Genomic DNA, 24,726 nt, shown 5'->3' with positions numbered 1-24,726 from the left:
ATATCTCCATATAATGATAATCACTATCAATAGTCCGCAATGCGCTATTTTTGTCCCTATCCCGTTAGCTCTACTTTACTATTTCCCGTTAGTCTCCCTGTATGTTTTTTTGTTTTATCACACTTACTTTTTGTAAAACATGATTTAAAAGAACATAAAGGCATTTATATGAAAAAAAAATATGCTAAAGCGTCTATCTTATATTGCCTGATTTCATCTGTAGCCTGGGCAGAACATTCGCCTGAAACGATAGAAGATGCTTTGATTGTGACGGCTAACAAACGGGAAGAAGCATTAAATAAAGTTGATGGCAGCGTTTTGGTTAAAACAGGCGAAGAACTTGAGCAAGCGGGTATTACTCAAGTGCAAGATCTTGAGCGTGTTTTCCCAAGTTTACAAATTCGTTCACGTGGTAACCGAACTTATTCGGCAACCACAATTCGGGGTATCAGTTCACCCGATTTTTATTCACCTTCTATTCGGATTTATGTTGGTGGCGTTCCTCAGGATCACCAGTTTCTTACACAAGAGTTAATCAATGTAGAACGTGTAGAATTATTACGCGGCCCCCAAGGCACTTTATATGGCGGAAATGCCCAAGCGGGTGTTATCAATATTATCACCCGTTCGCCAAAAGAAGGTCCCTGGCTTAACCTTTCTGGTAACTATTCTAAGTTGAAACAAGGCGGTTCCTTCAGCGGATCAATGCCTCTTATCGAGGATGTTCTTTACGGCAGTGCCAGCCTGCGCTGGGTAAAAGAGCCTGGACAAATCGATATACCAAGTCGTGGTGATAAAAATATTGACTCCAGCAAAACCTGGCTAGGTAAAGGGCAACTGACATTTGCGCCAGAAGACTCCCCTTTCAGCGCTGAACTTAGCTTTGCTCATGAAGATCTCGATTCACATGAAGAACTTTATTTAACCGACGAGCAATTCCGCCAAAAGAAATATGAAGGCTCTATCCCTGAGCTGACAAGACGAGTCAACAGTTATGCATTCAAGGTTGAATATGATTTTGGCAACAGTGTATTAACCAGTGTTACCTCCTATCAGGATCGCGATATTTTCCGTGATTTCATCGGAGGTAAATGGAAAGAGAAACACCACGCCACAACCCAAGAACTGCGTTTAAACTCCAACTATTCAAATGGGATTAGCAGTGTTCTTGGCGGTTGGTTCTCAGATGAGAGTAACAAACATCATACCAGTGCCTATCCCGGCTACTATGGTGCTGCCTTTAACACGATCAAAGCAGAATCACTAGCGCTGTTTGGCGAAGTTAAACTACCGATTGCTGCTCAATGGGATTTGACTCTTGGCGGTCGTTTGTCACACGAAAAATCGCAGATAGACTATGCCGGTCGTTCTGGCAAGATGGCAGTCGAGGCTTTCGATAACCAAGTTTCCAATAATGAATTCACACCTAAGGCGGCTCTGGGCTGGCAATTGACACCCGATACCCGTTTCTATGTTTCTGCAACTAAAGGTTATAAACCCGGCGGATTCAATAATATTGTTTCCTCCGCCAATGATAGAAAGCCTTACGATACTGAAACCTCAGCCAATTATGAACTTGGCTGGCACACGTCGTTCTTTAATAACGCAATAACATTAGATAGTGCTGTCTACTACATCCGTTCGAAAGATAAACAGATCTATGTTGGACCGGTTGGTATGCAGTCTATTCGCAATGCCGGAAAAGCGGAAAGTAAAGGTATTGAACTGAATAGTCAGATCAAACCAATGCAAGGAGTTAAATTTTCTCTTGGCGGTAGTGTAGGTAAATCAAATTTCACGGATGCAACCGATACAACAACTGGCGTGAGTTATAACGGCAAACGTCTGCCTTATGCGCCAGATGTCATGCTCAATGCAAGCTTCGACTATATGATCGATCAAACCTTGCTACCAGGTAATCTCTATTTCAATGCCAGTGCACGCTACTATTCAAAAAGCTACTTTAATGAAGCAAATACCCTTGAACAAGGGGGATATACGCTCTACGACACTTCATTAAGTTTAGAAATGGCCCATGGTATCAACGTCAAACTTTATGGCGAAAACTTAGGCAACAAAAAGTACCGGGTCTCTAGTTTCCAACAAGGAAACAGTACGCTCAGTATGATAAATAAGGGCTTGAATATTGGGCTGGATGTGAGTGTTACACTATGACGCACAATATCTCACATCCCCGTCATGTCTCATTGCTACTTCTGATTTTGGCTGGTGTTTATACCATCCAAAGTACCATCGGTATGTTAACGTTACAAAGCATGCCAGCATTTTTGCGCAGCCACGGTGTTACTCCAGATAAAATAGGGTTGCTTTATCTGTTGATGTTACCCTGGGCGTTCAAATTCCTCTGGGCTCCCGTTATAGAACGCTATCGTAAATCAGGTTCTGGAGATACCCATCCCCGGCGTATCATGCTCTACGGTAACCTGTTAATTACACTGCTTTTTTGTTCAATGTCATTGGCAAAACCCGCCGAACATATGCCACTGATTATCATTGGTCTGTTTCTGATCACCCTTTGCCTGACCGTGATAGATACCACCACCGATGGTCATGCTATCGACCGGTTATCACCACAGTATCGTCCCTGGAGCAACGTCATGCAGGTTGGGGGCAGTTATCTGGGGTCCATGATAGGCAGTGGGCTATTTTTATATCTGACCTCACTGTACGGCTGGCACATTGGTGTTGGCGTGTTAACCATAGTGATTTTACTGATGTCATTGCCTGTTTTGTTCATCCGAAAAACACAGGGAAAGAAAGAATCAAATGTTTTAAAGACTCCGGTAACACCATCACTAAAGAGTGCATTACACCGTACTCCGGTTAAACAGGCATTAATGTTAATACTGCTATGTATGATTGGCACACGCCTTTCATTGGGTATGCTCTCCCCGTTTTTGATAGATCGCGGAGTGGATTTAACCCAACTTGGCATCATTGCTGCCAGTGGCGGCGCATTAGCCGGGTTATCCGGTGTTCTGCTTAGCGGCATCATTGTACGTAAGTTAGGCGCCATTCAAACATTATTAGGTCTGATGTTGTTTGAATGTATAGTGTTAGTCAGTATTTTCTGGCTTGCTCAACAACCAAAAACCCCACTAGCCCTACTTTCCGTTGCATACGTTTTCATCACATTAATCACTGCGGCCAAATTTGTTGCTTTGTATACCCAGATGATGTCTCTGGCAGCAGGCTCGCAGTCTGGCGTGGATTTTGCCTTGATGCAATCCGCAGATATGAGCATTGCGATCATCTGTTCAATGCTAGGCGGGCTGGTTGTAACTAACGCAGGCTACGCTGCCCTTTTCGCTCTTGCGTCACTCTTCACCCTTTCTGGCCTGTTCTGGACATTACGCAAGTTCCGTAATTCCCAAAAGGAGAACCTACATGCTCAATAATGACTCTTCTGTTCAGAACTCGCCAGAGCAACGCGCCGCTGATGCCGGTGTCATTCAAGAGCTGTGGAATATGATGCGCCCATACCGCACTCTGAGTTACGTTGCTATTGTGCTTGCCATCGTTTCCGCTGGTCTGCAAATACTACCGGCGGCGATTGCCGGGCTGATCACCCAATCTATCTATGACGAGCAATATGACACGCTACTGAGTTACGGCATCATGTTATTAAGCTCCACTTTTGCCGCTATGTTGACTTTTAGTGGTTCAACGTTCGTTTCTCATTTGATCGCTGCCGATGTTCAGGCTGATGTTCGTCGTAACATCAGCAGTAAGTTGAAGTCCGTTCCTTTAGGCTTCTTCATGCTGACTGACAGCACCGAAATAAAGAAGATGATGTTAGATGACGTAGAACAACTTGAGGATGGTATTGCCCATATCATTCCAGAGATGTCAGCAACTTTGTTCAGTCCACTGATCGCATTGAGTGTCATGTTGGTCATCGATTGGCGGTTAGCATTGGCGGCATTTGCGCCAACTTTAGGCGCCTGTTTATTATTCATCTACATTCAGATAAAAGTTCAAACCACTACTCAGCGCTTTTACGCAGCCCAAAATCGTATTGCTTCGACAATGGGTGAAGTTATCAACGCCATTCCCGTAGTAAAAACTTATTCAGGCGGTAATGTTGCACTCCAACGCGCTGAAGGGGCGTTTACCGCTCTGACCCGGATTATCGATGTTTGGGTTGAGAAAGTGCAGGTCAAATCCAGCCGGTTTTTCGTGCTATCCAGCGCCAATCTGTTGTTTGTTCTCCCTTTGGCAGTTTGGCTATTCAACCGACAAGAAATCTCTTTATTTGAATTCACTTTCTTTATTCTGGCTGCAATGGCATTCGGTAATATTGCTTCATCCATGTTCGCGGTGATGACACGTCTGCAACAACAAGAGGCGCTGATCACACGCTATCGCTGGTTAATGAATCAGCCTGAACTGGCACCATGCACTCAGAGTCAAACACCTGCCGATCCCATCCCTGTAGATCATAGTGTTCCTGTAGATCATAGTGTTACTTTGCATAATGTCAGTTTCTCCTATCAAGATGCACAGGATAACGCGTTAAATAACATCTCTTTTTCCATACCTGCCGGCAGTTCATTAGCCTTAACCGGCGCCAGTGGTTCTGGTAAATCCACGATAGCAAACCTGATTGCTCGTCTTTGGGACCCTCAACAAGGTCAGATTACTGTTGGTGGGGTGGATATCCGCAATATGGATGAGCCAACTCTGCGTAATAACCTCTCTTTTGTTTTCCAGCGGGTATTTCTGTTCAACGATACGATAGCCAATAACATACGACTCGCCCGCCCTGATGCTTCACAAGCTGAAGTTGAAGCCGCTGCCGCCGCAGCACAAGCGCATCAATTTATCCAACAGTTACCACAAGGCTACAACACGGTGCTTAACCACGGTATCAGCTTGTCTGTCGGAGAAAAACAACGTATCGCTGTTGCCGCCGCTATCCTGAAAAACGCCCCTATTCTTGTATTGGATGAAGCCACAGCCTATGCCGATCCAGAATGTGAAAAAGAGATGCAACAAGCACTCAATGCCTTGTGTCGCAATAAAACAGTGATTGTTATTGCCCACCGCCTGCCGACTATCCGCCATTTTGATCAAATACTGGTCCTGGATAAAGGACAAATCATTGAACAAGGCACTCATGATGAACTAGTCGCACAGCAAGGCGCATATGCCAGACAGTGGTCTGCCTGGCGGAGAGAAAATACCGGGACAGGAGCAAATTATCATGGGGCTATTTAATCGTCTCCAGCAACATTTGTCACCAAAACTGCAACGGGTTTGGTTCAGCGGATTGTTATATAAGCAGCTTGATACCGTTGCGATTATGGCTCAACTTGCTATTGCTGCCTGGGCTATCACTCATTTGGAAGAAAGTAGCAACAACATGCTGCCACTGATCATTCTGACGTTATTGGCTATTTTACTGTTGCTCCGGTTCGCCTTTATGGCCCGCGCATTACGTAAACTCACCATTGCTGCTTATGGACTGGGTATAGAAATCCGCCGCTCTTTGCTACAACGGCTGGTCAGTATGTCGGTAGCCACAATTCGGGGATTGAGTGCCGGAAAAGTAGCGTTAACGTTATCTGAAGATGTGCAATGGCAGGAAAACCAGTCAGCCTATACCACACCGCAAATCGCCTGTCAGGTGATGATGCTGGCTCTCATCTATCTGGCTTTATTCTGGTTCGATTGGGTTGTTGCCGGTAGTGCATTACTGGTGCTGATGGTTGGCATGCTGATCCTGGGGGCCATCCGCAAAAAACTGAATGAAATATTGCGCCAGCGAGCCGTTATGATGGCTAATGCATCCGAAGCAATTGTAGAGTACGCCCAAGGTATGTCCTTTATTCGTGCTGCGGCAGCGACCACAACGGTAGAACAGCGTTTTGACCGCGAAATCGACCAATTACGTGTTGCATTCCGCCGCGGAGTGTTCAGAAGTATTCCGCTATTGAGTTTGTTTTACATCATTATTGATACCAGCGTGGTCGTTGGCATTCTGGCAGGCGCCCTGCGCTTTAATTCACCAGAAGCATTAACACTTTCGGAAATGCTTATCACTATTCTGTTGTTGTTCGCCACTATTACCCCTTTACGCGGGATCATTCCTCTGCTCAATATAACTGCATTGACGCAAGTCGGTGAAACCCATATTGCAGAGATAGAAACTGTTGCTACGCAAGTCTCTGGGCCATTAGCAGCGCCAACCAAATATGATGTTGAAGTTAATAACATCTCATTTAGCTACCCAGGTACTCGTCAACCAGCCATCCAAAACGTTTCATTTTATGCCCCCCAAGGCAGTATAACCGCCATTGTGGGACCAAGCGGCAGTGGTAAATCCACTCTGGCCTATTTATTGCTCTCTTTCTATCAACTGGATAAAGGTGAAATTCGTCTGGGTGGGAATCATATCCATCATTACCAGACTCAAGCACTGTATGACACCGTCACCATGGTGTTCCAGGAAACCGCACTATTTCAGGATACTGTCGCTAATAATCTCCGTTTGGGTGATCCCAATGCGACTCAGTTACAACTGGAACAAGCCGCCCGCCTTGCCAATATCCACGATACGATTATGGCATTACCGCAAGGATACGAGACACCGTTGGGTGTGGATGGCAGTACGCTGTCTGGTGGTGAGCGCCAGCGGCTTGCCATTGCCCGGGCGATTCTAAAACAATCTCCCGTTTTATTCCTGGACGAAGCCACGGCTTCGCTGGACCCCGAGAATGAGCAGTTGATACAAGAAGCGTTTGATTCTCTTACTCAAAATAAAACCGTCTTTGTCATTGCTCATCGGCTAAGCACGATAACCCGCGCTGATCAAATATTGGTGATGGATCATGGAACCCTTTGTGATAGCGGTACCCATGACGAATTACTAAGACGTTGCCTGTTTTATCAATCCCTTTGGGAAAATCACCTTGGCTCAGAAGAGCATTGGCATTTACACCCGCATAAGGTGTAACCCACCCACTATCTAATTTATTACGCAATTGTCATTTTTATAGGATGTCTTCATGCATACGGACCTTCTCTCTCCAGATTCGCTGCGCCAGCTCGTATCTGGACTGTTTAATCAAAAAAATATTTTGGTGGACGATAACGACGATTTAATTCGCAATGGGCTGGATTCAATGCAAATAATGGCATTGCTAAACCAGTTTAGACGTCAGGGACATCGCGTCACTCTGCGCGAACTTTACCAAAAACCAACACTGCATGCCTGGAGCCAGCTTCTACAACGCCACGTCCCTGCCGCTCACGCAGTGTCCCAAAATGCAACGCCACAGCCACTGATTGCAGATGCTCACCCATTCCCATTGACAGCAGTACAACATGCTTATTTTGTTGGACGTTCACCGGAACAAACCTTGGGGGGGGTTGGTTGCCATTTATATCAAGAATTTGATGGTGTTGGGCTGGAACCTGACCAATTGGAGGCAGCGATTCATGCACTGATTCAGCGGCATCCGATGTTGCGCGTACGGTTTTTGTCAGAGGGTCGCCAGCAAGGTATGCCCAATGCTTACTGGAAAAAATTAACGGTTCATGACCTGCGCAACTTGACAACAAATGAACAACAACAAGCGTTGAATAACATACGTGAACAACTGGACCATCGGGTATTACAGGTTGAAAAAGGGGAAACTTTCGATATTCAGCTTAGCCTGTTTGGTGACAATCAACATCGGCTACATGCCAATATCGATCTACTGATCATGGATGCCGCCAGTTTCAGTCTGTTCTTTACTGAACTAGCAGCATTAATTACCAAACGCAACCTGCCCGCTATTTGTTCCGACTATGATTTTTGCAGTTATCTAACACAGTATCAGGCCCAATTTAAACAGGCTCGGCAAGAAGCAGAAATATTTTGGCGTAACCGGTTAGATGCCCTCCCCTCTGCTCCGCAACTTCCGTTAGCCAGGGAACCTTCCTTAATAAAAAACATTCGGATTCAACGCAGATGTTTCCGTTTAACGCCTGAACATTGGGAACGTTTTAAGCAACTTGCGCAACAAAATGGTGTTACGCCAACCATGGCACTCGCGACCGCATTTGCCGCTTTATTATGCCGCTGGAACAACGCAACCCGCCTGTTATTTAACCTGACGCTATTTGACAGAGCGCCACTGCATACCGCAATTGACAACATGCTAGCCGATTTTACCAACATTCTGCTGTTGGACATTCCCGGTGATAATTTACCGTTCTGCCAACTGGCTCAGGATGCACAAGCAACCTTTGCCGAAGCTTACGAGCATCGTCACTGGTCTGGTGTAGAAGTTTTACGTGAACTCAAGAAACGTGGTAGCCACCCACATGGCGCGCCAATTGTATTTACCAGCAATTTAGGTCGGCCTTTATATGGTGAAAATACCCGTGATGTTCTGGGAAAACCAAGTTGGGGAATATCACAAACACCTCAGGTATGGCTGGATTTCGTTGCCTTTGAACATGAAAATGCTCTCAATATTCAGTGGGATAGTAACGATGAACTGTTCCCTGATGGTTTAATGGATACCTTATTCACGGCTTATCAGGGACTGATTGAGAATCTGACGGAAAATGCCGCGCAGTGGAACGAAAAGCTACCGGATTTGATGCCTGAGTCGCAATACCATCTGCGACATCAAATCAATAACACGGCTGAACCACTACCAAACGCCCTGCTGCATGAGGCAGTGTTCATACAAGCAGAACGTACACCCAATGCTGTTGCTTTAGTGACTCATAATAAAAAAATGAGTTATGGCGAATTAAGTCTGGCAGCTCGCCGGTTAGCCGCCGTGCTGCAAAAAATGCCAGTTATGCCAGGAGACCGAGTTGCTATTAGCATGGGAAAAGGTATCGGACAAATTGTCGCCGTATTAGCCATACTTTACGCTGGCGGTGTCTACGTTCCAGTTCCTGTTGATCAACCATTAAACCGACGTCGGGCAATCTGTGAAAGTGCCGGGATCAATATCGTTATTATTGACGCTGAACATCAGAATGATGTTTGGTCACAAGATATACACTGCATGTCCTGGCATCAGGATGAACAATTATCTCCTTTAGCAAACATGTGCAAGTGTGCGGTGACTGATCCGGCCTATATCATCTATACCTCTGGTTCAACCGGGATGCCCAAAGGTGTGGTTATCAGCCACCAAAGCGCACTCAATACCTGTCTGGACATCAATCGCCGTCATCAAGTCCAAAGTAGTGACCGGTTACTGGCGCTTTCTGCCCTGCATTTCGACCTCTCTGTCTATGACATTTTTGGCATTCTCAGCGCAGGAGGCGCGCTGGTATTAATTAATGAAGCACAACGCCGCGACCCATCAACTTGGGAAATGCTGATCGAGCACCATAGCGTTACGTTGTGGAACAGTGTACCGGCGCTGTTCGATATGTTGCTGACCTATTGTGAAGGGATGGAGGTAGATGCGCCGAAAGCTCTTCGTACTGTGATGCTGTCTGGAGACTGGATCGGTTTATCACTGCCTGAGCGTTACCGTGTATTCAATCCTGATGGTGTATTAAGTGCTATGGGTGGCGCAACGGAAGCCGCTATCTGGTCGAATGAATATATCGTCAAACAAGTTGACGCACAGTGGTGCTCTATTCCTTACGGTTATCCTTTGGCTAACCAGCGTTACCGTGTCGTTGGTGAAGATGGTCGTGATTGTCCTGACTGGGTTGTCGGTGAGCTTTGGATTGGTGGTGCCGGTGTAGCATTAGGCTATTTTAATGATGAAGAGCGTACTTCTGCCCAATTCGTCGTCAATCAAGGAGAACGCTGGTACCGCACTGGTGATCTGGGCTGTTACCACCCCGCAGGCTGGCTTGAGTTTATGGGACGTCGTGATAGCCAGGTGAAAATTGGTGGATACCGAATTGAGTTAGGAGAAATTGATGCTGCCCTCAATCAGGTAACCGGAATCAGTAAAGGGGTCACTTTAGCTAGTGGCGAAAAAGAGAAATCGCTGGTGGCATTCCTTGAATTGGAAGGCGATACTTTATGCCAACGCGTAAATCGTGCGCCGCAATTACCCATAAGCTACCGTGATCTGTTTCCCTCCGCTCAGGCAATAACTGATGATAACCGTGAACCTCAAGTTGCCATATTTCTGTTAGAACATTTGTCTCGTCACGGTATTACGTTTACTTCACCTCAATCGCTCACCGATTGTCTGAAATACTATCAGCCACTGCCGGAATATCATGACTGGTTTGCCCGAATGCTGGCATATCTTTGTCAATGCAATCAATTAGCTGAATCGACACATCATATCTATCAGGCCGTATTGTCAGCCAAGACATTCAATAATGAAACAGAATGCATCCCTGAACGCTGGCATTCTATGCTACGTGGCATTCTTACCGGGCAACAGTCAGCCGTCACATTACTTGATGATCCGCAATTCGCACCGGAACAACAGCTGTTTGTACTACCAGAAACCCAGCAAGGGTTAGCAGGATTGAAACAGGTCATCATTGCCCTTTCCCAACGGTTACAACGCCCTGTTACTTTGATGGAGTTCGACGCCCGCAGTGGTCTTTGCGCTCAATGGCTGGCAGAACATATCACTGACCAACATCTGTCTTATCTCGGTTTTGAACGTTCTCAAGCACTGCTCAACCAGATGCAAATACGGTTACGTGATCACAGGCATGCGTCAGTACAATATTGGTCAAAAAAATGCGGGTCAGAACAAATTCCAGAGTCGCTACAGCATCAGGCAGATATCATCCTGCTAAACAATGTGTTACACCGCGAGCAAGATCCAGCAAATTGTATCAAAGCGTTGATGCCCCTGGCACAACCCGGTGCGTTGGTGTTGGCAATGGAGTTGCAACAAGCTTCGTCTCTCTCTCTGATGACAACGGAATTGCTCTCACCTCACGGTATTCAGCTACGCTCTGCGTCACAGTGGCAGCCTCTTTTACCACTACCCGCGGAAACACCTATTACCATTGGCAATCTTAGTGTGTTGTTGATGCAAACAAGTGACAACGTCACCATTCCTGATCAGGAAAAAATTAAATCCGTACTGGCACAACATTTGCCGGGATATATGATCCCACAACGTTTACATGTTATTCCGCATCTGCCCTTGACACCTAACGGCAAAATCGATCGTAAGGCGTTATCACAAACCCTGCAATCCACGACAAAAACAGCCGTGTCACACCAGAATGAAATGACCTTGTTGAATCCGGTGGAACAAACCGTTGCCAACATTTGGCAACGTCTGTTAAATACCGAGCAGTTAAGCCGCAATAGTGACTTTTTCCAACTTGGCGGTGATAGTCTTCTGGCTACACGTTTGATTGTTGAACTGACACAACAAGGCTTCAAAAGCGAACTTGGTCATCTTTTCCATAACCCGCAATTGGCGGCGTTTGCTGCCACACTTGCTCCTCTGTCTGAAACTGCATCAGAAACCTATTCAATCCCAGAAGAACAAGATCAATATCAACCTTTCCCATTAACCGAAGTTCAGCAAGCTTATCTGGTTGGACGCCATCCTGGTTTTGCCCTAAGTGGTGTTGGTGCCCATTTCTTTATCGAATATCGGATAGAGCAGTTAGATGTTCAACGTTTAAACCGGGTATTAAATCTCTTGATCCAGCGTCATCCGGTGCTTAGAACTGTTGTGACTAATGGACAGCAAAAGATATTGAAAGATGTCCCGACGTTCTCAGTTAAACAACACCAATTTACTGACATTACTGAGGCAAATACATTACGTGAACGTCTGTCACATCAGGTCTTAGATGCCAGTCACTGGCCGGTGTTCGATTTCCAACTTGCACAAGACAACCGCCTTGTCTCCCGGCTATTTGTCAGCCTGGATAATTTGTTACTAGACGGATTGAGCATGCAGATATTGCTGGCTGAATTAGAACAGCTCTATCTCGACGAACAGCACGAATTGCCGCCACTGAAAGTCACATTTCGGGATTGTGTGTTACGTCAGCAACAAACGCCGATAAATCATAGCTCACTGCAATATTGGCAGGAGCAAGTGAAAACATTGCCACTGGCCCCGCAATTACCATTACGTATTGCACCGGAAAGTGTTCAATCCCCGCGCTTTGTACGCTATAGCGATCGGTTATCTGCACATGAGTGGAATCAGTTAAAGCAACACGCTGCTCCCCATCAGATAACCCCTTCTGCGCTCTTAATTGCGGCTTATGCGGCTGTTTTGTCCGCATTCAGCACCAAACCGGAGTTAACTCTCAATCTTACCCTTTTCGATCGTCCGCGCTGGCACGAGGACATCAATCACATTCTGGGTGATTTCACTTCACTGTCACTACTGGCCTGGCATCCTGAAAACAATTGGTTATCAAGTACACGGCGACTGCAACAACAGTTATGGCAGGATCTGGATCACCAGCATATTTCTGCTATCAGAGTGATGCGTGAACTGGCACAGAGCCGTGGTCCCGATGCTGCCATTATGCCAGTCGTTTTCACCAGTGCATTGGGAACACATGAAGGACAATTCCTTTCACGTTCATCATGGATGAAACCGGTTTGGGGTATCTCACAAACGCCACAAATCTGGCTGGATCATCAGGTTTACGAATCTGACAATGAGCTTTGCCTAAACTGGGATGCTGTCGAAGAATTATTTGAGCCGCATCAGTTACAAAACATGTTCAACAGCTATATGACGCTATTGCGTACCCTCGCGTCACAACCAGAAAGTTGGCATTCAACGTTGGAACAACTGATGCCACGCCAGCAATGCCCAATGGTTGCAGATAACGCTACTGTTGTTACTGCATCATCACCGCGTTCAGAAGGACTCGATCCCCAAATATGCAGTGAAATTCAACACCTGTTTTTATCGGTAACAAATCATCCTATTAATGCACAACAAAACTTTTTTGAGGCAGGAGCCAACTCGCTACAGCTCATTCAATTGCACGGTAAATTACAACAGGCGGGTTTCCATCACCTTGCCGTGACTGATTTATTTGCTTATCCAACACCAGAGACGCTCAGTTTGCGCTGCCGAAAGGATGCCTACGACGGAAATCGCCAGTCGATTACCCCTCGTCAGCGTCAACAACAAAAGCGTCTGCAACAACGGGAAAAACGTCATAAAGGAGCTGCACAATGACTGATTTAACGCCTCACTACGATAATTGTGATCCCGTCGCAGTGATTGGCCTTGCCTGCCGCTTTCCTCGGGCACCAGATAGCCATGCTTTCTGGCATAACCTGCAACATGGGGTTGAGTGTACTGCCGCACTCTCCCGTCAAACATTATTAGATGCAGGTATTCCTCCTGAAGTCATTGATAGTGAAAACTTTGTCAATCAGGCCGCGATACTGGAGAACGCGGAACAATTTGACGCCACGCTGTTTGGCTATTCGCGTCAGGAAGCAGAGATGCTCGATCCTCAACAGCGTCTATTCCTGCAAACAGCCTGGCATGCCCTTGAACATGCAGGTTATGCGCCGCGTAATATACACCTGAAAACCGGCGTTTTCGGTAGTAGCCGGGTTAGCACCTGGCCTTCATGGTCACAATTTACGATGACCGATGTCGGCAAAGTTAAAGGGCTTCAGGCACTAATCAGCAACGATAAAGATTATCTTGCGACGCGTACTGCCTATAAATTAAACCTGAAAGGTCCTGCACTCACGGTACAAACAGCGTGTTCAAGTTCACTGGTTGCCGTGCATACGGCTTGTGAGAACCTGCGCGCCGGTGAGTGTGACATGGCACTGGCTGGTGGTGTGGCCGTTTCTTTCCCACAAGAAAGTGGTTATTTATATCAACCCGGAATGATCTTCTCACCTGATGGACATTGCCGCCCCTTTGATAGCCAAGCAAATGGCACCTATGGCGGCAATGGTGTTGGTGTTGTCACGCTAAAACGTCTGAGTGATGCATTACGCGACGGTGATCCCATCATGGCGGTATTACGCGGCAGTGCAATTAATAACGATGGCAACGAAAAAGTTGGCTTTACTGCACCTTCGGTTAATGGTCAGCGCAGCGTTATTACCGAAGCATTACAACTGGCCGATGTCAACATTGATGATGTTGGCATGATTGAAGCACACGGTACAGGCACACCTCTTGGCGATCCCATCGAAGTTGACGCATTACGTAGCATATTCGCTGATCGTAGTGTGGCAGTATCGCCCTGTTACCTTGGCTCAGTAAAAAGCAACATAGGCCATCTTGATACTGCCGCAGGCATTGCCAGCTTGATTAAAGCGGTTCTGTCTGTCTGGCATGGTTACATTCCGCCAACTATCAATGTACAGCAACCAAATCCGGCATTACGGCTGGAACAAAGTCCGTTCAGACTGGCAACTCAAGGACAGCGCTGGACGCAAGAATTGCGTACCGCAGGGGTTTCTTCATTCGGTATTGGCGGCACTAACTGTCATATTGTGGTGCAATCATTGCCCGAAGAATTACAGCGGCGCCGTGCCCATAATTCACAAACTTCGCCGTTACTGCTCTCTGCTGCTTCTGAATCCTCGTTGCGTCAATTGGCACAACGTTACGCGACGGCACTCAATGATGCGCCAGAGCATCATGCAGATTTGGCCTGGACCGCATTGCAGGGGCGCGACCTTTCACTCCCTTGGCGCTTAGCACTGACATTGACCCCACAAAGTGCGGCAAGCCTGTCCACCTTTGCGAACAATAACCCAACGCCAAACATTTTTAGCGGGCAAGTTAATAGCGAAAGTAAACAACTCTGGCAATTCAGCGGCCAAGGCTGTCAATGGTCTGGCATGGGAAAAGCCATGTATGCCAGCTCTCCTGTTTTCTCGGCTATGTTGGATCGTTGTTGTGCGGCCTGTACATCCGAGTTGGCATTACCATTAAAAGCAGTGATGTTCGGAGAGCATGATGCCGCATTAGCCACCACCGAATACGCACAACCGGCAATTGTGGCGCATCAAATTGCGCTGGCGGTACATTGGCAAGCGCTTGGATTAAAGCCTGATTACGTACTGGGACACTCCGTCGGAGAATTTGCCGCTGCGGCTGTTGCCGGGATTTTCACGCCTGAACAAGTGATGCCCCTAGTCGCGGTACGGGGCAAACTGATGCAAAAATGCTCTCAGGGGGGAGCAATGCTGGCAGTTTTTGCCAACGAAGAAGATATTCTTCCCTTTACCCATTCACTGGCATTGGATCTGGCGGTTTGCAATGGCCCGCAACACTGGGTTTGGGCCGGTACAAAGGTGGAAATTGATATTCTGGCACAACGTCTGGAACAACAGCAGATCCGCTGCCAGCGTCTTAACGTTGCCTGTGCAGCACATTCAGCCATGCTTGATTCAGTTCTGGATGCATTTTCCCAGCGCTGTAACGGCTTACAGCCGATATCGGGAGAAATTCCGCTGATTTCCACCCTGACAGCGAATATTGCAACTTCTGAACAATTAGGTTCACCAGACTACTGGCGTAACCATATGCGCCAGACTGTGCGCTATTATCAAGCAGTTGAATTTGCCCGCCAGCAAGGTGTTGCATTATTCGTCGAGTTTGGTGCTGATGCCCAGTTAACGGGCATCGGGCGGCGTGTCAGTCTGCCACGAGAAACTTGGGTTGCTGGTACACAGCGTCAACGTTCCCCTGAGACCGCTCAGCAAACAGCACTGATGCAACTTTACTGTGCCGGTGCACATCTTGATTGGCAGCACCTTTTCCCGCTCACCGGGGAAAAATGCCATGCGCCACTCTATCCATTTGATGAACAGCATTACAGCTTCCCTGTGGCTGAATCTGTGCCGCTCGCAGCCAATATCAATACCGGGCTTGATGCCAATTCCCTGCTCGATCCTGCCATTGAGCAAAACGCCGATGCGGCAACCCTACAAGCACTGTATACCGATGCATTGGTATATCAATGCATCGGGCGTAATGCAGAACAAGGTTTCAGTGCCATCGACACGATTCGGGCAGGCCGGCTGCAACCTTGCTGGCGTCCTTTGCTGGAACAATTATTGACTTATTGTGTCCAGCAAGATTATTACCGGGAAGTTACCGGACCAACGACAAGTAAAATGTATCGTCCTCACAATGCCCTGCCGTATGCCAAACGCCGGTCATTGGAGGCGAGTTTACTCGCGACTTTCCCCGCATTGATTTATGCTGGCGAACGCTTATTCGCGCTGTTGAGTGATCGTGCCGATCTTTCCTGCCAATTTGTGGCAACACGATCCATGACAAAATCATGGCTCCCTGCACCACAGCCATGCCCTGAGACTCATTATGCCCTGCATTGGCGTACAATAAACACGGCGGATAAACAGCAATCTTCAACGGCATATACCCTCCGTTCCTCAATTGCAAATGGCGAGATTATTAATCACTGGCGTCAGGCAGGTATTAATTTACAGCCTGAAAGCGGAAATACGTTATTACTGCTCGAAGGCAATGATGTTATTGAATTATGTGATCAGGTTATTAGTGCATTAAAAGACAACGAAACAGCACCGTTAACCGTTGTAACCTGCCGCGCTCAACCGGAAACCACCTTATCAAAAGAGGATATCAACCCAGCTCAATATGCTGTCTGGGCGTTGCTACGTGTCGCGGTTGAAGAGTATCCCCATCGTCATATTCAGGCGATTGATATTGCTGATATCAACAATGTTAACTCCTTGTCATTGGCACTCGGCTATTTGAATAAACACAACCGCTGGCTGAGAGTACGCGGGAATCAAGTCTCTGTACCTGTTTTACAACGTCAACCATTACCGTTATCACAACAATCACCGTTATCACAAAAACCGATGTCGATTCCCCATCAAGGTTGGCACATTGTTACAGGTGGTATGGGCGGTATCGGTCAGATTTCTATCCGTTGGTTACTAACGCAAGGCGCCCGTAAAATAGCTGTGTTTGCCCGTCGTCAAAATGCAGACTGGGATGCTTTTGTACAAGAGTTGTCACTGAGTACCGAATGTGAAATACGTTGGGTTCACGTTGATGTCACTGATACACCAACCCTGTTAAACGCAATACAAACGCTGGCACAAGAAGATCGTATCGCCGGTGCGATTCATGCGGTAGGAATAGCGGATCATACCCGGCTGGCAGAACTTGAGCGTCCACGTCTGTCACAGATGTTATCCGTCAAAGCTCAGAGTGCATCGACGTTGCAAGCGGCGCTCCAACAACATCATGCACAATATCTACTGCTTCACGCTTCTGCCGCATCAATGCTAGGTGCTCAGGGACAAGGTGCTTATGCAATCACCAACGCTTGTTTGGAATCTTTAGCACTGACAGCATCAAATCAATTGACGGTAAAAGCGTTGGTTTGGGGCGTTTGGGGTGGTATTGGTATGGCTAGCGACCGACGATTAGTAGAAAAACTGGCGCAAGATGGCATGTTACCGTTCAGCGCAAATGAAGGTATCTGGCATTTCAATCAGTCTCTGCGTACCGCATTCCCTTGCTATCTGGCAATGCGATTGGATGAACATCATCCTGATATTTTGCGCCGCTTACAGGCTGATATTACCCAGACGGCTGATAAGTCTCCTCCTGCACGCTCTACTGATAACACGCTATATCAGGACAGTGAACAACGGCTCAATTGGTTGCGTCAACGTGTCGCAACATTATTGCGCTTAGAACAGCCTGAACGTTTGGAACCACAACAGGATTTATTGCAATTCGGTTTAGACTCCCTGCTGTTCCTGGAGCTGAATGCGGTCATCCACCAGCAATTTGGCTTTAGATTAACCGCTGGAGTGGCTTATCAGAATATGACGCTGAAAGGGCTGAATGAGCTGATTGGCGACGCATTGCCTGAACAGCCAGTAGGCTCTTCTCAACCTAAAATCATGATTGACAGTTCCCAGCGTCATGCACCATTCCCTCTGACGCCAATTCAGCACGCTTACTGGATTGGTCGTACTCAGGCCATTGATTTTGGTGGTGTAGCTTGTCACGTCTTATTTGAATGGGATCTGGCACTGGATAGTTTTGATATCCCGCGTTTTGAAAAAGCATGGAATGCTTTAATTCAGCGTCATGGCATGTTGCGCATGGTCGTGGATGAAGATGGGCAACAAAGGATTTTGCCTGAAACGCCCTGGTATGCTTTATCACAGGATGATTTGCGTACACTGAGCAACACCGCTTGCGAACAAACACTGGCTCAGCGTCGCCATACCCTGTCCTATCACGTACCACCTGCCGAACAGTGGCCATTGTTTGAAGTCTCTGTTTCGCTGCTACCGAATGAACATTGTCGCTTACATATGAACTTGGACCTGTTGCAGTTTGACGTACAGAGTTTCCGGATCATGATGGACGATCTACAACTTGCCTATCGCCAGCAACCATTGGCTCCACAAGCATTTACTTTCCGCGACTATGTGATGGCAGAACAAGCGCAACGTGCAAGTAAAGAGTGGCGGGCATCGTGGGCATACTGGCAGGAACAATTACCTTCACTGCCCCCAGCGCCAAGATTACCGTTGAACCCACAGCTGCCCCAGCGTAGTCAGCCACAATTTACGACTTATGAAGGTCGATTGGCACAATCTGACTGGCAGATACTGAAACAAAGCTGGAAAAAATGGGGCGTGACGCCTTCTGCTGGCCTGCTGACACTATTTGCGCATACACTTGAGTGGTACAGCCGTCATCCGCTGTTTACCCTCAACCTGACATTCTTTAACCGGCAGCCTTTTCATCCAGAAGTTCAAAATCTGATTGGTGATTTTACCTCGGTCATGTTGATGGATTTTGATTTACGCAAGACAACCTCCCTGCGTGCCAGCATGGAAAAAACCCAAGCCTTACTCTGGCAACGACTGAGTCATCACCATGTCAATGGTGTTGAAGTATTGCGGGAACTTGGCCGCCGACAAAGCCAACAAAATAATAAAGCTCAAAGCAGACAACCTCTGACACCCATAGTTTTCACCAGTATGTTAGGAATGGTTCAGGAAGGGGTCGCCATCAAACAATCCATCACTCAATTACTGGGCGATCCGGTCTTTGTTCTGAGCCAAACTCCGCAAGTCTGGCTAGATCACCAAGTCATGGAAGTGGATGGTAATCTGCTATTTAACTGGTATTGCATGAATGACGTGCTAGAACCGGGTGTTATTGAGGCGCTGTTTGCTGCTTATAACGCGCTTTTAGTACAAATTTGCCACCCGTCTGAACACATAGAGCATTATGATCTTCATACGCCACCTGCCGGACATACACGTTATGATTTCTGGTCACAGCATCCTGAATCCAGTTATGACCTGATTACGGCAGGTAACGTGTTACATGATGGCATCCACCTAAGAATTCAGCAGCAACAGCAATTACCGCTGATAGTGACAACTAAAGAGAGCATAACCACAGAAGATGACCAACTCCATGATATTGAACAGCAAGTCATCACACTCTGGTGTTCACTGCTTTCTCAACCCATACAGCGTCACAGTGACTTTTTCCAAAGTGGCGGTGACAGCTTAATTGCTACCCGAATGGTGGTGCAACTACGCCGCCAAGGTTATAAACAAGCTAATCTGCAACAACTGTTTGAACATCCTAAGTTGAGTGAATTTTGCCGTACTTTGCGGATAATCGAGACAAATTCAGCGCCACCTGCCACACCACATCAAACTGAACCAGCAGCAGAGCAAGCTCTGCCACTCACCGCACTGCAATACGCTTATTGGTTGGGAGAAAGTCAACTGTTTCAGTTTGGTAACGGTATCGCCCATTTCTACGCTGAACTGGCTATCAACGGGCTTGATCTGCCTCGTTTCACCACTGCCTGGCACCGTGTGATCAGCCATCATGGGCAATTACGCGGTTATGTGAAAGATGGGCAATATCATATTCTGCCGGAAGTGCCCTGCTATACACCGACGGTCATTGATTGCCGTAACATGATGCCGAATGAGCACGAGACACAGTTGAGTAATGCCCGCGACACACTGCGTACTCAAGGGGTTCACAGCGACAACTGGCCGCTGTTTAACTTAACGCTCTACCATACTGATGACCGGACACATCTATTACATTTGACTATCGACCTGCTGGTGGTCGATGGAAAAAGTTTGACGTTAATCTTACGTGATTTACACCATTGGTATCAGGAACCTCACTGGCAGCCAGAGCCGCCAGCGGCGACTATTGCTGACTATATTCAAGCACTGGAGAATGAAAAAACCGGAGAAACCTGGCAACAAAGCCGGCAATACTGGCTTGATCGCTTACCTTCACTTCCTGACGCTCCGGTGTTACCACTGAAAGATCACCAATCACAGCAGCTCGATCAACAGTGCCTGACAGGATATATCAGCCCACAACAATGGCAGCGTTTGCAACAACGTGCAGCAAAACACCGGGTATCCCCTTCACAAGTTATGCTCACACTATTTGCCCATATTCTGTCGGTATGGAGCAACAACGAGCATTTCACTATCAATGTCCTGCATAGCAACCGCCTGTTAATGCCACAACATTGCGATATGTTAGTCGGCAATTTGTCTACCACATCATTGTTGGAAGTGGATTTACGCAATATCACAGGCTTCGGTGATGCCGTAAGCCGGATACAAAGGCAGTGGTTATCGGATCTTCAACATGCACTGTTTGACGGGCAATTGGTACTCAGAGAGAAAAATCAGCATCATCACAACTTGAACGCCGGAATGCCAATCGTATTCAACGATACGACCGGTATTGCGGTTAAAGGGCTATCAGGGTTAGGAACACTAAATCTTTTTGGTGCACAAACACCCCATGTTTATCTTGATTGTATGCTAATTCCCAGCACAGAGGGGGGTGTCACCCTAAAATGGACAATCTTGCCGCAACTGTTCCAGCCACAAGTTGCAGAAAACATGTTTGCCCATTATCAAGCCAGTATCGTTGCTCTGCTCGAACCGGATTACCAATGGAGCGCCCCACTTCCTGACTGGCTGCCGGCAAGTGATCGCACGTTGTGCCAGAACAGCAATGCGACAAAAAACATATTTCCACCACACACCCTTTGTTCGCTAATTGAACAGGCAGTAAACCGTTACCCACAACACACTGCGGTTGTCGATGCCTCTCGTCAAATCGACTATCACACTTTGTGGTCACAAAGCCTGACACTGGCGGCTCATCTGCAAGCGCAGGAAAATCAGACTTCATCTCTGATTGGCGTGGTGATGGAAAAAGGCTGGGAACAGGTTGTCGCGGTGATTGGGATTTTATTAGCAGGACGAGCTTATCTGCCTATTGATGCGAGTTATCCGCAACAGCGCATCCATCAGCTATTAGCCTCAGGAGAAGTTGATACCGTACTGACCCAACCTAAGTTTATTCAACAGATAAGCTGGCCTGACAATGTGCAAGTCATCTCTCTGGATGAAACATTACTTAACCGCTTACCTGTCAATCCCGGTGAACATAATTTATCCATACACCCTGGGGATTTGGCTTATGTCATCTTCACCTCAGGTTCTACCGGAAAACCAAAAGGCGTGATGATAGATCATCAGAGCGCGGTCAACACCATCCTTGATATTAACCAACGCATTGCACTCAACGAGTACGATAGCGTGCTGGCAATCTCAGAGTTAACATTTGACCTCTCAGTTTATGACCTATTCGGCCCGCTGAGTTGCGGAGCAAAACTGGTTATGCCTGCTCCTGGTGACAGTAAGCAGCCCGATAAATTACTGACATGGTTACAACAAGAATCGGTTACCGTTTGGAACTCTGTTCCGGCATTTATGCAACTGCTTGAGGAATACGCCCGAAGCTACCCACATTCCTTGGATAGTCTGCGCTGGATATTAATGAGCGGTGACTGGATACCGACCCATTTGCCGGCAAAATTATATGCTCTCCACCCTGAACTAAATCTTCTCAGTTTGGGCGGTGCTACCGAAGCATCGATATGGTCTATCGCCTATCCTATCGCACAAGTTGATCCAAATTGGCGTAGCATTCCCTATGGTAAACCTTTGGCTAATCAGACTTTCTATGTGCTTAATTCCGCGCTTTCACCTTGCCCGGTCTGGGTAACCGGTGAACTTTATATTGGCGGCCAAGGACTGGCACTGGGTTATTGGGCCGATTCAGAAAAAACTGAACAAGCATTTATCACACATCCTCAAACCGGTGAGCGACTTTACCGCACTGGTGACTTAGGACGCTGGCGACCAGACGGTAATATCGAATTTCTGGGACGCAATGATCACCAGATTAAAATTCGAGGCTACCGGATTGAGCTGGGCGAAATTGAGCACTGTTTATGTGAGCACCCTGAGATACAGCAAGCATTAGTGTTTGCTCATACGACGTCAACTGGCGCATTGCAACTCGTCGCGGGCTTACGTTTAACTGACAACGCCCCCGTATCTACAGAGCTTTTACCGATACTGCCCCACTGGTTGCAACAAACCTTGCCGGTTTGGATGTGTCCACAGCGATTTATCATTCTTGATACGATCCCCGTATCAGATAACGGTAAAATCAACAGGCGCACATTGGTTACTCTGGTTGAAGCAGCGCAAGAAGTTAATTCAATGCCATCGGCAACGATTCTCAACGCGACCGGACAAGCGGTATTAAGCCTTTGGGAATCGGTATTAGAGCAACAAGGTATCAACGTGCATGAGAGTTTCTTTACTCTTGGCGGAGATTCCCTTGCGGCAGTACGGCTAATGGTGAAAATCAACCAGACGTTCAATCGCCAATACCCGCTCAGCCTGCTACAAACTTACGATACCGTACATTCATTGGCTGAATTTATTGAACATCAACCGGAAGATTCTTGCCAGGGTGTGATACTGAACAAAGGAAACGTTGAGCAACCTGCTTTATTTATCGTACATCCTATTGGTGGTCATCTACTGGGATACCGCCATTTGGCGGCTAATTTCAACGCCCAACGTATGATTGGGTTAGCATTTGCGCCAGATAGCCTGAATACCGATAAGCCTTCCGTTGCTGCGCTGGCAACTAACTATATCAATCAAATCCGTAGATTCCAGCCTAAAGGACCTTATGCACTGGCGGGTTGGTCTTTCGGTGGACTCGTGGCCTATGAAATGGCGCATCAGTTACGGGCTGTGGGTGAAAGCGTTTCTCATTGCATCCTGATTGATAGTTTCGCGCCAAATATACGCACTGATTTGACTCTGAATGATGCATTCTGCCATCGTCATTTCCTGCTCGATTTACAGGGGCAATTCCCTGATTTGGAGCTGGATAACGGCGCTATCGCGGCTAACACTGAAACATTCCTTCAAGCACTACACGCAGCCTTGCCACAATCTGCACAAATTGATAGCTCGCTGACGGCCCTTTACTCGGTGTGGCGCCATAATCTGAGTGCATTGCTTAACTACTGTCCACCGCAGACTTCACAGCCTTTCTGTCTTATCCGGGCAGTACAGGCATTACCTGATTTTATGGATTACCTTGATCCAACCACAATCACCTCAAGGGATCTTGGCTGGCAGGCTTTCGGGCCAGTTAATGTGACACAGCTTGATGGTGATCATTACAGTCTATTCCAACACAAACATGTCGGCTCTCTGGTTACCTGTCTGAAAGACATCCTGAATCCAGTTCCAGCTATTGAGCCAGTTAAGGAGGAGAACATATGATAAAGCCACGGCGAGTTCTGATTGTCGGTTCAAAATTTGGCGAACTGTATCTTAATGCGTTTCTACAACCTCGGCCAGATCTGGAATTGGCTGGGATTCTGGCGCAAGGAAGTACCCGTTCACAACAACTTGCCCGTGATTTCAATGTGCCCCTATTTCGCTCATTAGATGAACTGCCAGACGACATCAATATTGCCTGTGTGGTCATACGTGCAGAGGTTATTGGTGGCAAAGGTGACCAATTAACCCAGGCATTATTGACGCGGGGTATTTCTGTCATTCAGGAACACCCGCTTGATGCCGAAGCCATCAAAAGACACCAGTTAGCCGCCAACCAACATGCCGCTATGTTTTGGGTAAATAGCTTTTACAGTCAATGCCATGCCGGTAGAAGCTGGTTACATGCGGCACAACAAATCAACCAATTATCACAGCAACGTCCGGTAAGTGGCTATCTGACAACCAGCCGCCAGTTACTATTTTCCGCACTCGACCTGTTATTACAGGCATGTCATTGCCCGGAACAAATAGAGATAGTTTATGTCGGTCAACGGAGCAAAGCATTTCATTGCTTTGAACTCAGCTTTGCTGATACAACGATAACGTTAAACGTTCAATCCTATCTGGACCCCAGTGATCCAGACATGCATAACCTGGTCATGCATAAAATGACGCTGATCTGGCCTGCCGGTTATCTTACGCAGGAAGCCAGTTATGGACCGGTTATCTGGACGCCAGTTCTTCATGCGCCAAATCATCTAAATAATGAGCAAAGCTTTTACCTGAATGCCAGTCAGCCGTATGGAGCTTATCTGCATCAGACAACATCACAAATTCTTTGTCCGGCAACCAAAAACTGGATGACAGCATTTGAATGTGATGGTGCTGAAGGTGTAGCGTTTCTACTCAATACCTTAAGTTCTGTATTAAATGGCGCTCTCTGCCCCGCTGCTTTTGCCTACGGCTACCAACTACGGCTGGCAGACTTATGGCAACAAATTTTACGCATTATGGGAGAGCCTGTTACCCAGGATTTATCACCTCCAGTCTGGATTGATCCAGCCCAATTGATGCTAACTGAGGAAAAATAG

The 24,726-nt window shown here is 47.1% G+C and carries 7 protein-coding genes; all 7 read left to right on the top strand.

Features of this window, described 5'->3' with window-relative positions; genetic code table 11:
• Positions 1-168 precede the first annotated feature (168 nt).
• The 7 genes from EAE89_RS08245 to EAE89_RS08215 are packed head-to-tail and all read left to right on the top strand — an operon-like array spanning position 169 to position 24,726.
• A complete protein-coding gene (locus EAE89_RS08245; RefSeq protein ID WP_054478540.1) occupies positions 169-2,175 on the top strand; it encodes a TonB-dependent receptor in 2,007 nt (668 codons plus the stop codon).
• Positions 2,172-3,419 carry an MFS transporter gene (locus EAE89_RS08240; protein WP_149616624.1) on the top strand — a complete coding sequence of 416 codons (1,248 nt, stop codon included), beginning with the start codon at positions 2,172-2,174 and terminating at the stop codon, positions 3,417-3,419. The genes EAE89_RS08245 and EAE89_RS08240 overlap by 4 nt, the downstream gene beginning before the upstream one ends.
• The gene (locus EAE89_RS08235; protein ID WP_054478537.1) at positions 3,409-5,241 is read left to right on the top strand and encodes an ABC transporter ATP-binding protein; all 1,833 of its coding nucleotides are present in this window, start codon (positions 3,409-3,411) and stop codon (positions 5,239-5,241) included. The genes EAE89_RS08240 and EAE89_RS08235 overlap by 11 nt, the downstream gene beginning before the upstream one ends.
• Complete coding sequence (locus EAE89_RS08230; protein WP_244866287.1) at positions 5,171-6,979, top strand: ABC transporter ATP-binding protein; 1,809 nt, start codon at positions 5,171-5,173, stop codon at positions 6,977-6,979. The genes EAE89_RS08235 and EAE89_RS08230 overlap by 71 nt, the downstream gene beginning before the upstream one ends.
• Positions 6,980-7,031: 52 nt before the next feature.
• Entirely contained in the window at positions 7,032-13,142 is a 6,111-nt protein-coding gene (locus tag EAE89_RS08225; protein ID WP_214085669.1) for a non-ribosomal peptide synthetase, read from the top strand.
• Positions 13,139-23,635 carry a non-ribosomal peptide synthetase/type I polyketide synthase gene (locus EAE89_RS08220; RefSeq protein WP_214085668.1) on the top strand — a complete coding sequence of 3,499 codons (10,497 nt, stop codon included), beginning with the start codon at positions 13,139-13,141 and terminating at the stop codon, positions 23,633-23,635. Before EAE89_RS08225 ends, EAE89_RS08220 begins: the two co-directional genes overlap by 4 nt.
• The gene (locus EAE89_RS08215; RefSeq protein ID WP_054478529.1) at positions 23,632-24,726 is read left to right on the top strand and encodes a Gfo/Idh/MocA family oxidoreductase; all 1,095 of its coding nucleotides are present in this window, start codon (positions 23,632-23,634) and stop codon (positions 24,724-24,726) included. Before EAE89_RS08220 ends, EAE89_RS08215 begins: the two co-directional genes overlap by 4 nt.

It is taken from the genome of Photorhabdus heterorhabditis, assembly GCF_018448905.1.
In the GTDB taxonomy this organism is placed as follows: Bacteria; Pseudomonadota; Gammaproteobacteria; order Enterobacterales; family Enterobacteriaceae; genus Photorhabdus; species Photorhabdus heterorhabditis.
Note: the sequence above shows the minus strand (reverse complement) of the source record. Positions and strands in the feature narration are given on the sequence as shown.

What these genes read in the sequence shown, in the direction of transcription:
- EAE89_RS08245 (WP_054478540.1), top strand. Translation starts at nt 169, where the DNA reads ATGAAAAAAAAATATGCTAAAGCGTCTATCTTATATTGCCTGATTTCA.
- EAE89_RS08240 (WP_149616624.1), top strand. Translation starts at nt 2,172, where the DNA reads ATGACGCACAATATCTCACATCCCCGTCATGTCTCATTGCTACTTCTG.
- EAE89_RS08235 (WP_054478537.1), top strand. Translation starts at nt 3,409, where the DNA reads ATGCTCAATAATGACTCTTCTGTTCAGAACTCGCCAGAGCAACGCGCC.
- EAE89_RS08230 (WP_244866287.1), top strand. Translation starts at nt 5,171, where the DNA reads ATGCCAGACAGTGGTCTGCCTGGCGGAGAGAAAATACCGGGACAGGAG.
- EAE89_RS08225 (WP_214085669.1), top strand. Translation starts at nt 7,032, where the DNA reads ATGCATACGGACCTTCTCTCTCCAGATTCGCTGCGCCAGCTCGTATCT.
- EAE89_RS08220 (WP_214085668.1), top strand. Translation starts at nt 13,139, where the DNA reads ATGACTGATTTAACGCCTCACTACGATAATTGTGATCCCGTCGCAGTG.
- EAE89_RS08215 (WP_054478529.1), top strand. Translation starts at nt 23,632, where the DNA reads ATGATAAAGCCACGGCGAGTTCTGATTGTCGGTTCAAAATTTGGCGAA.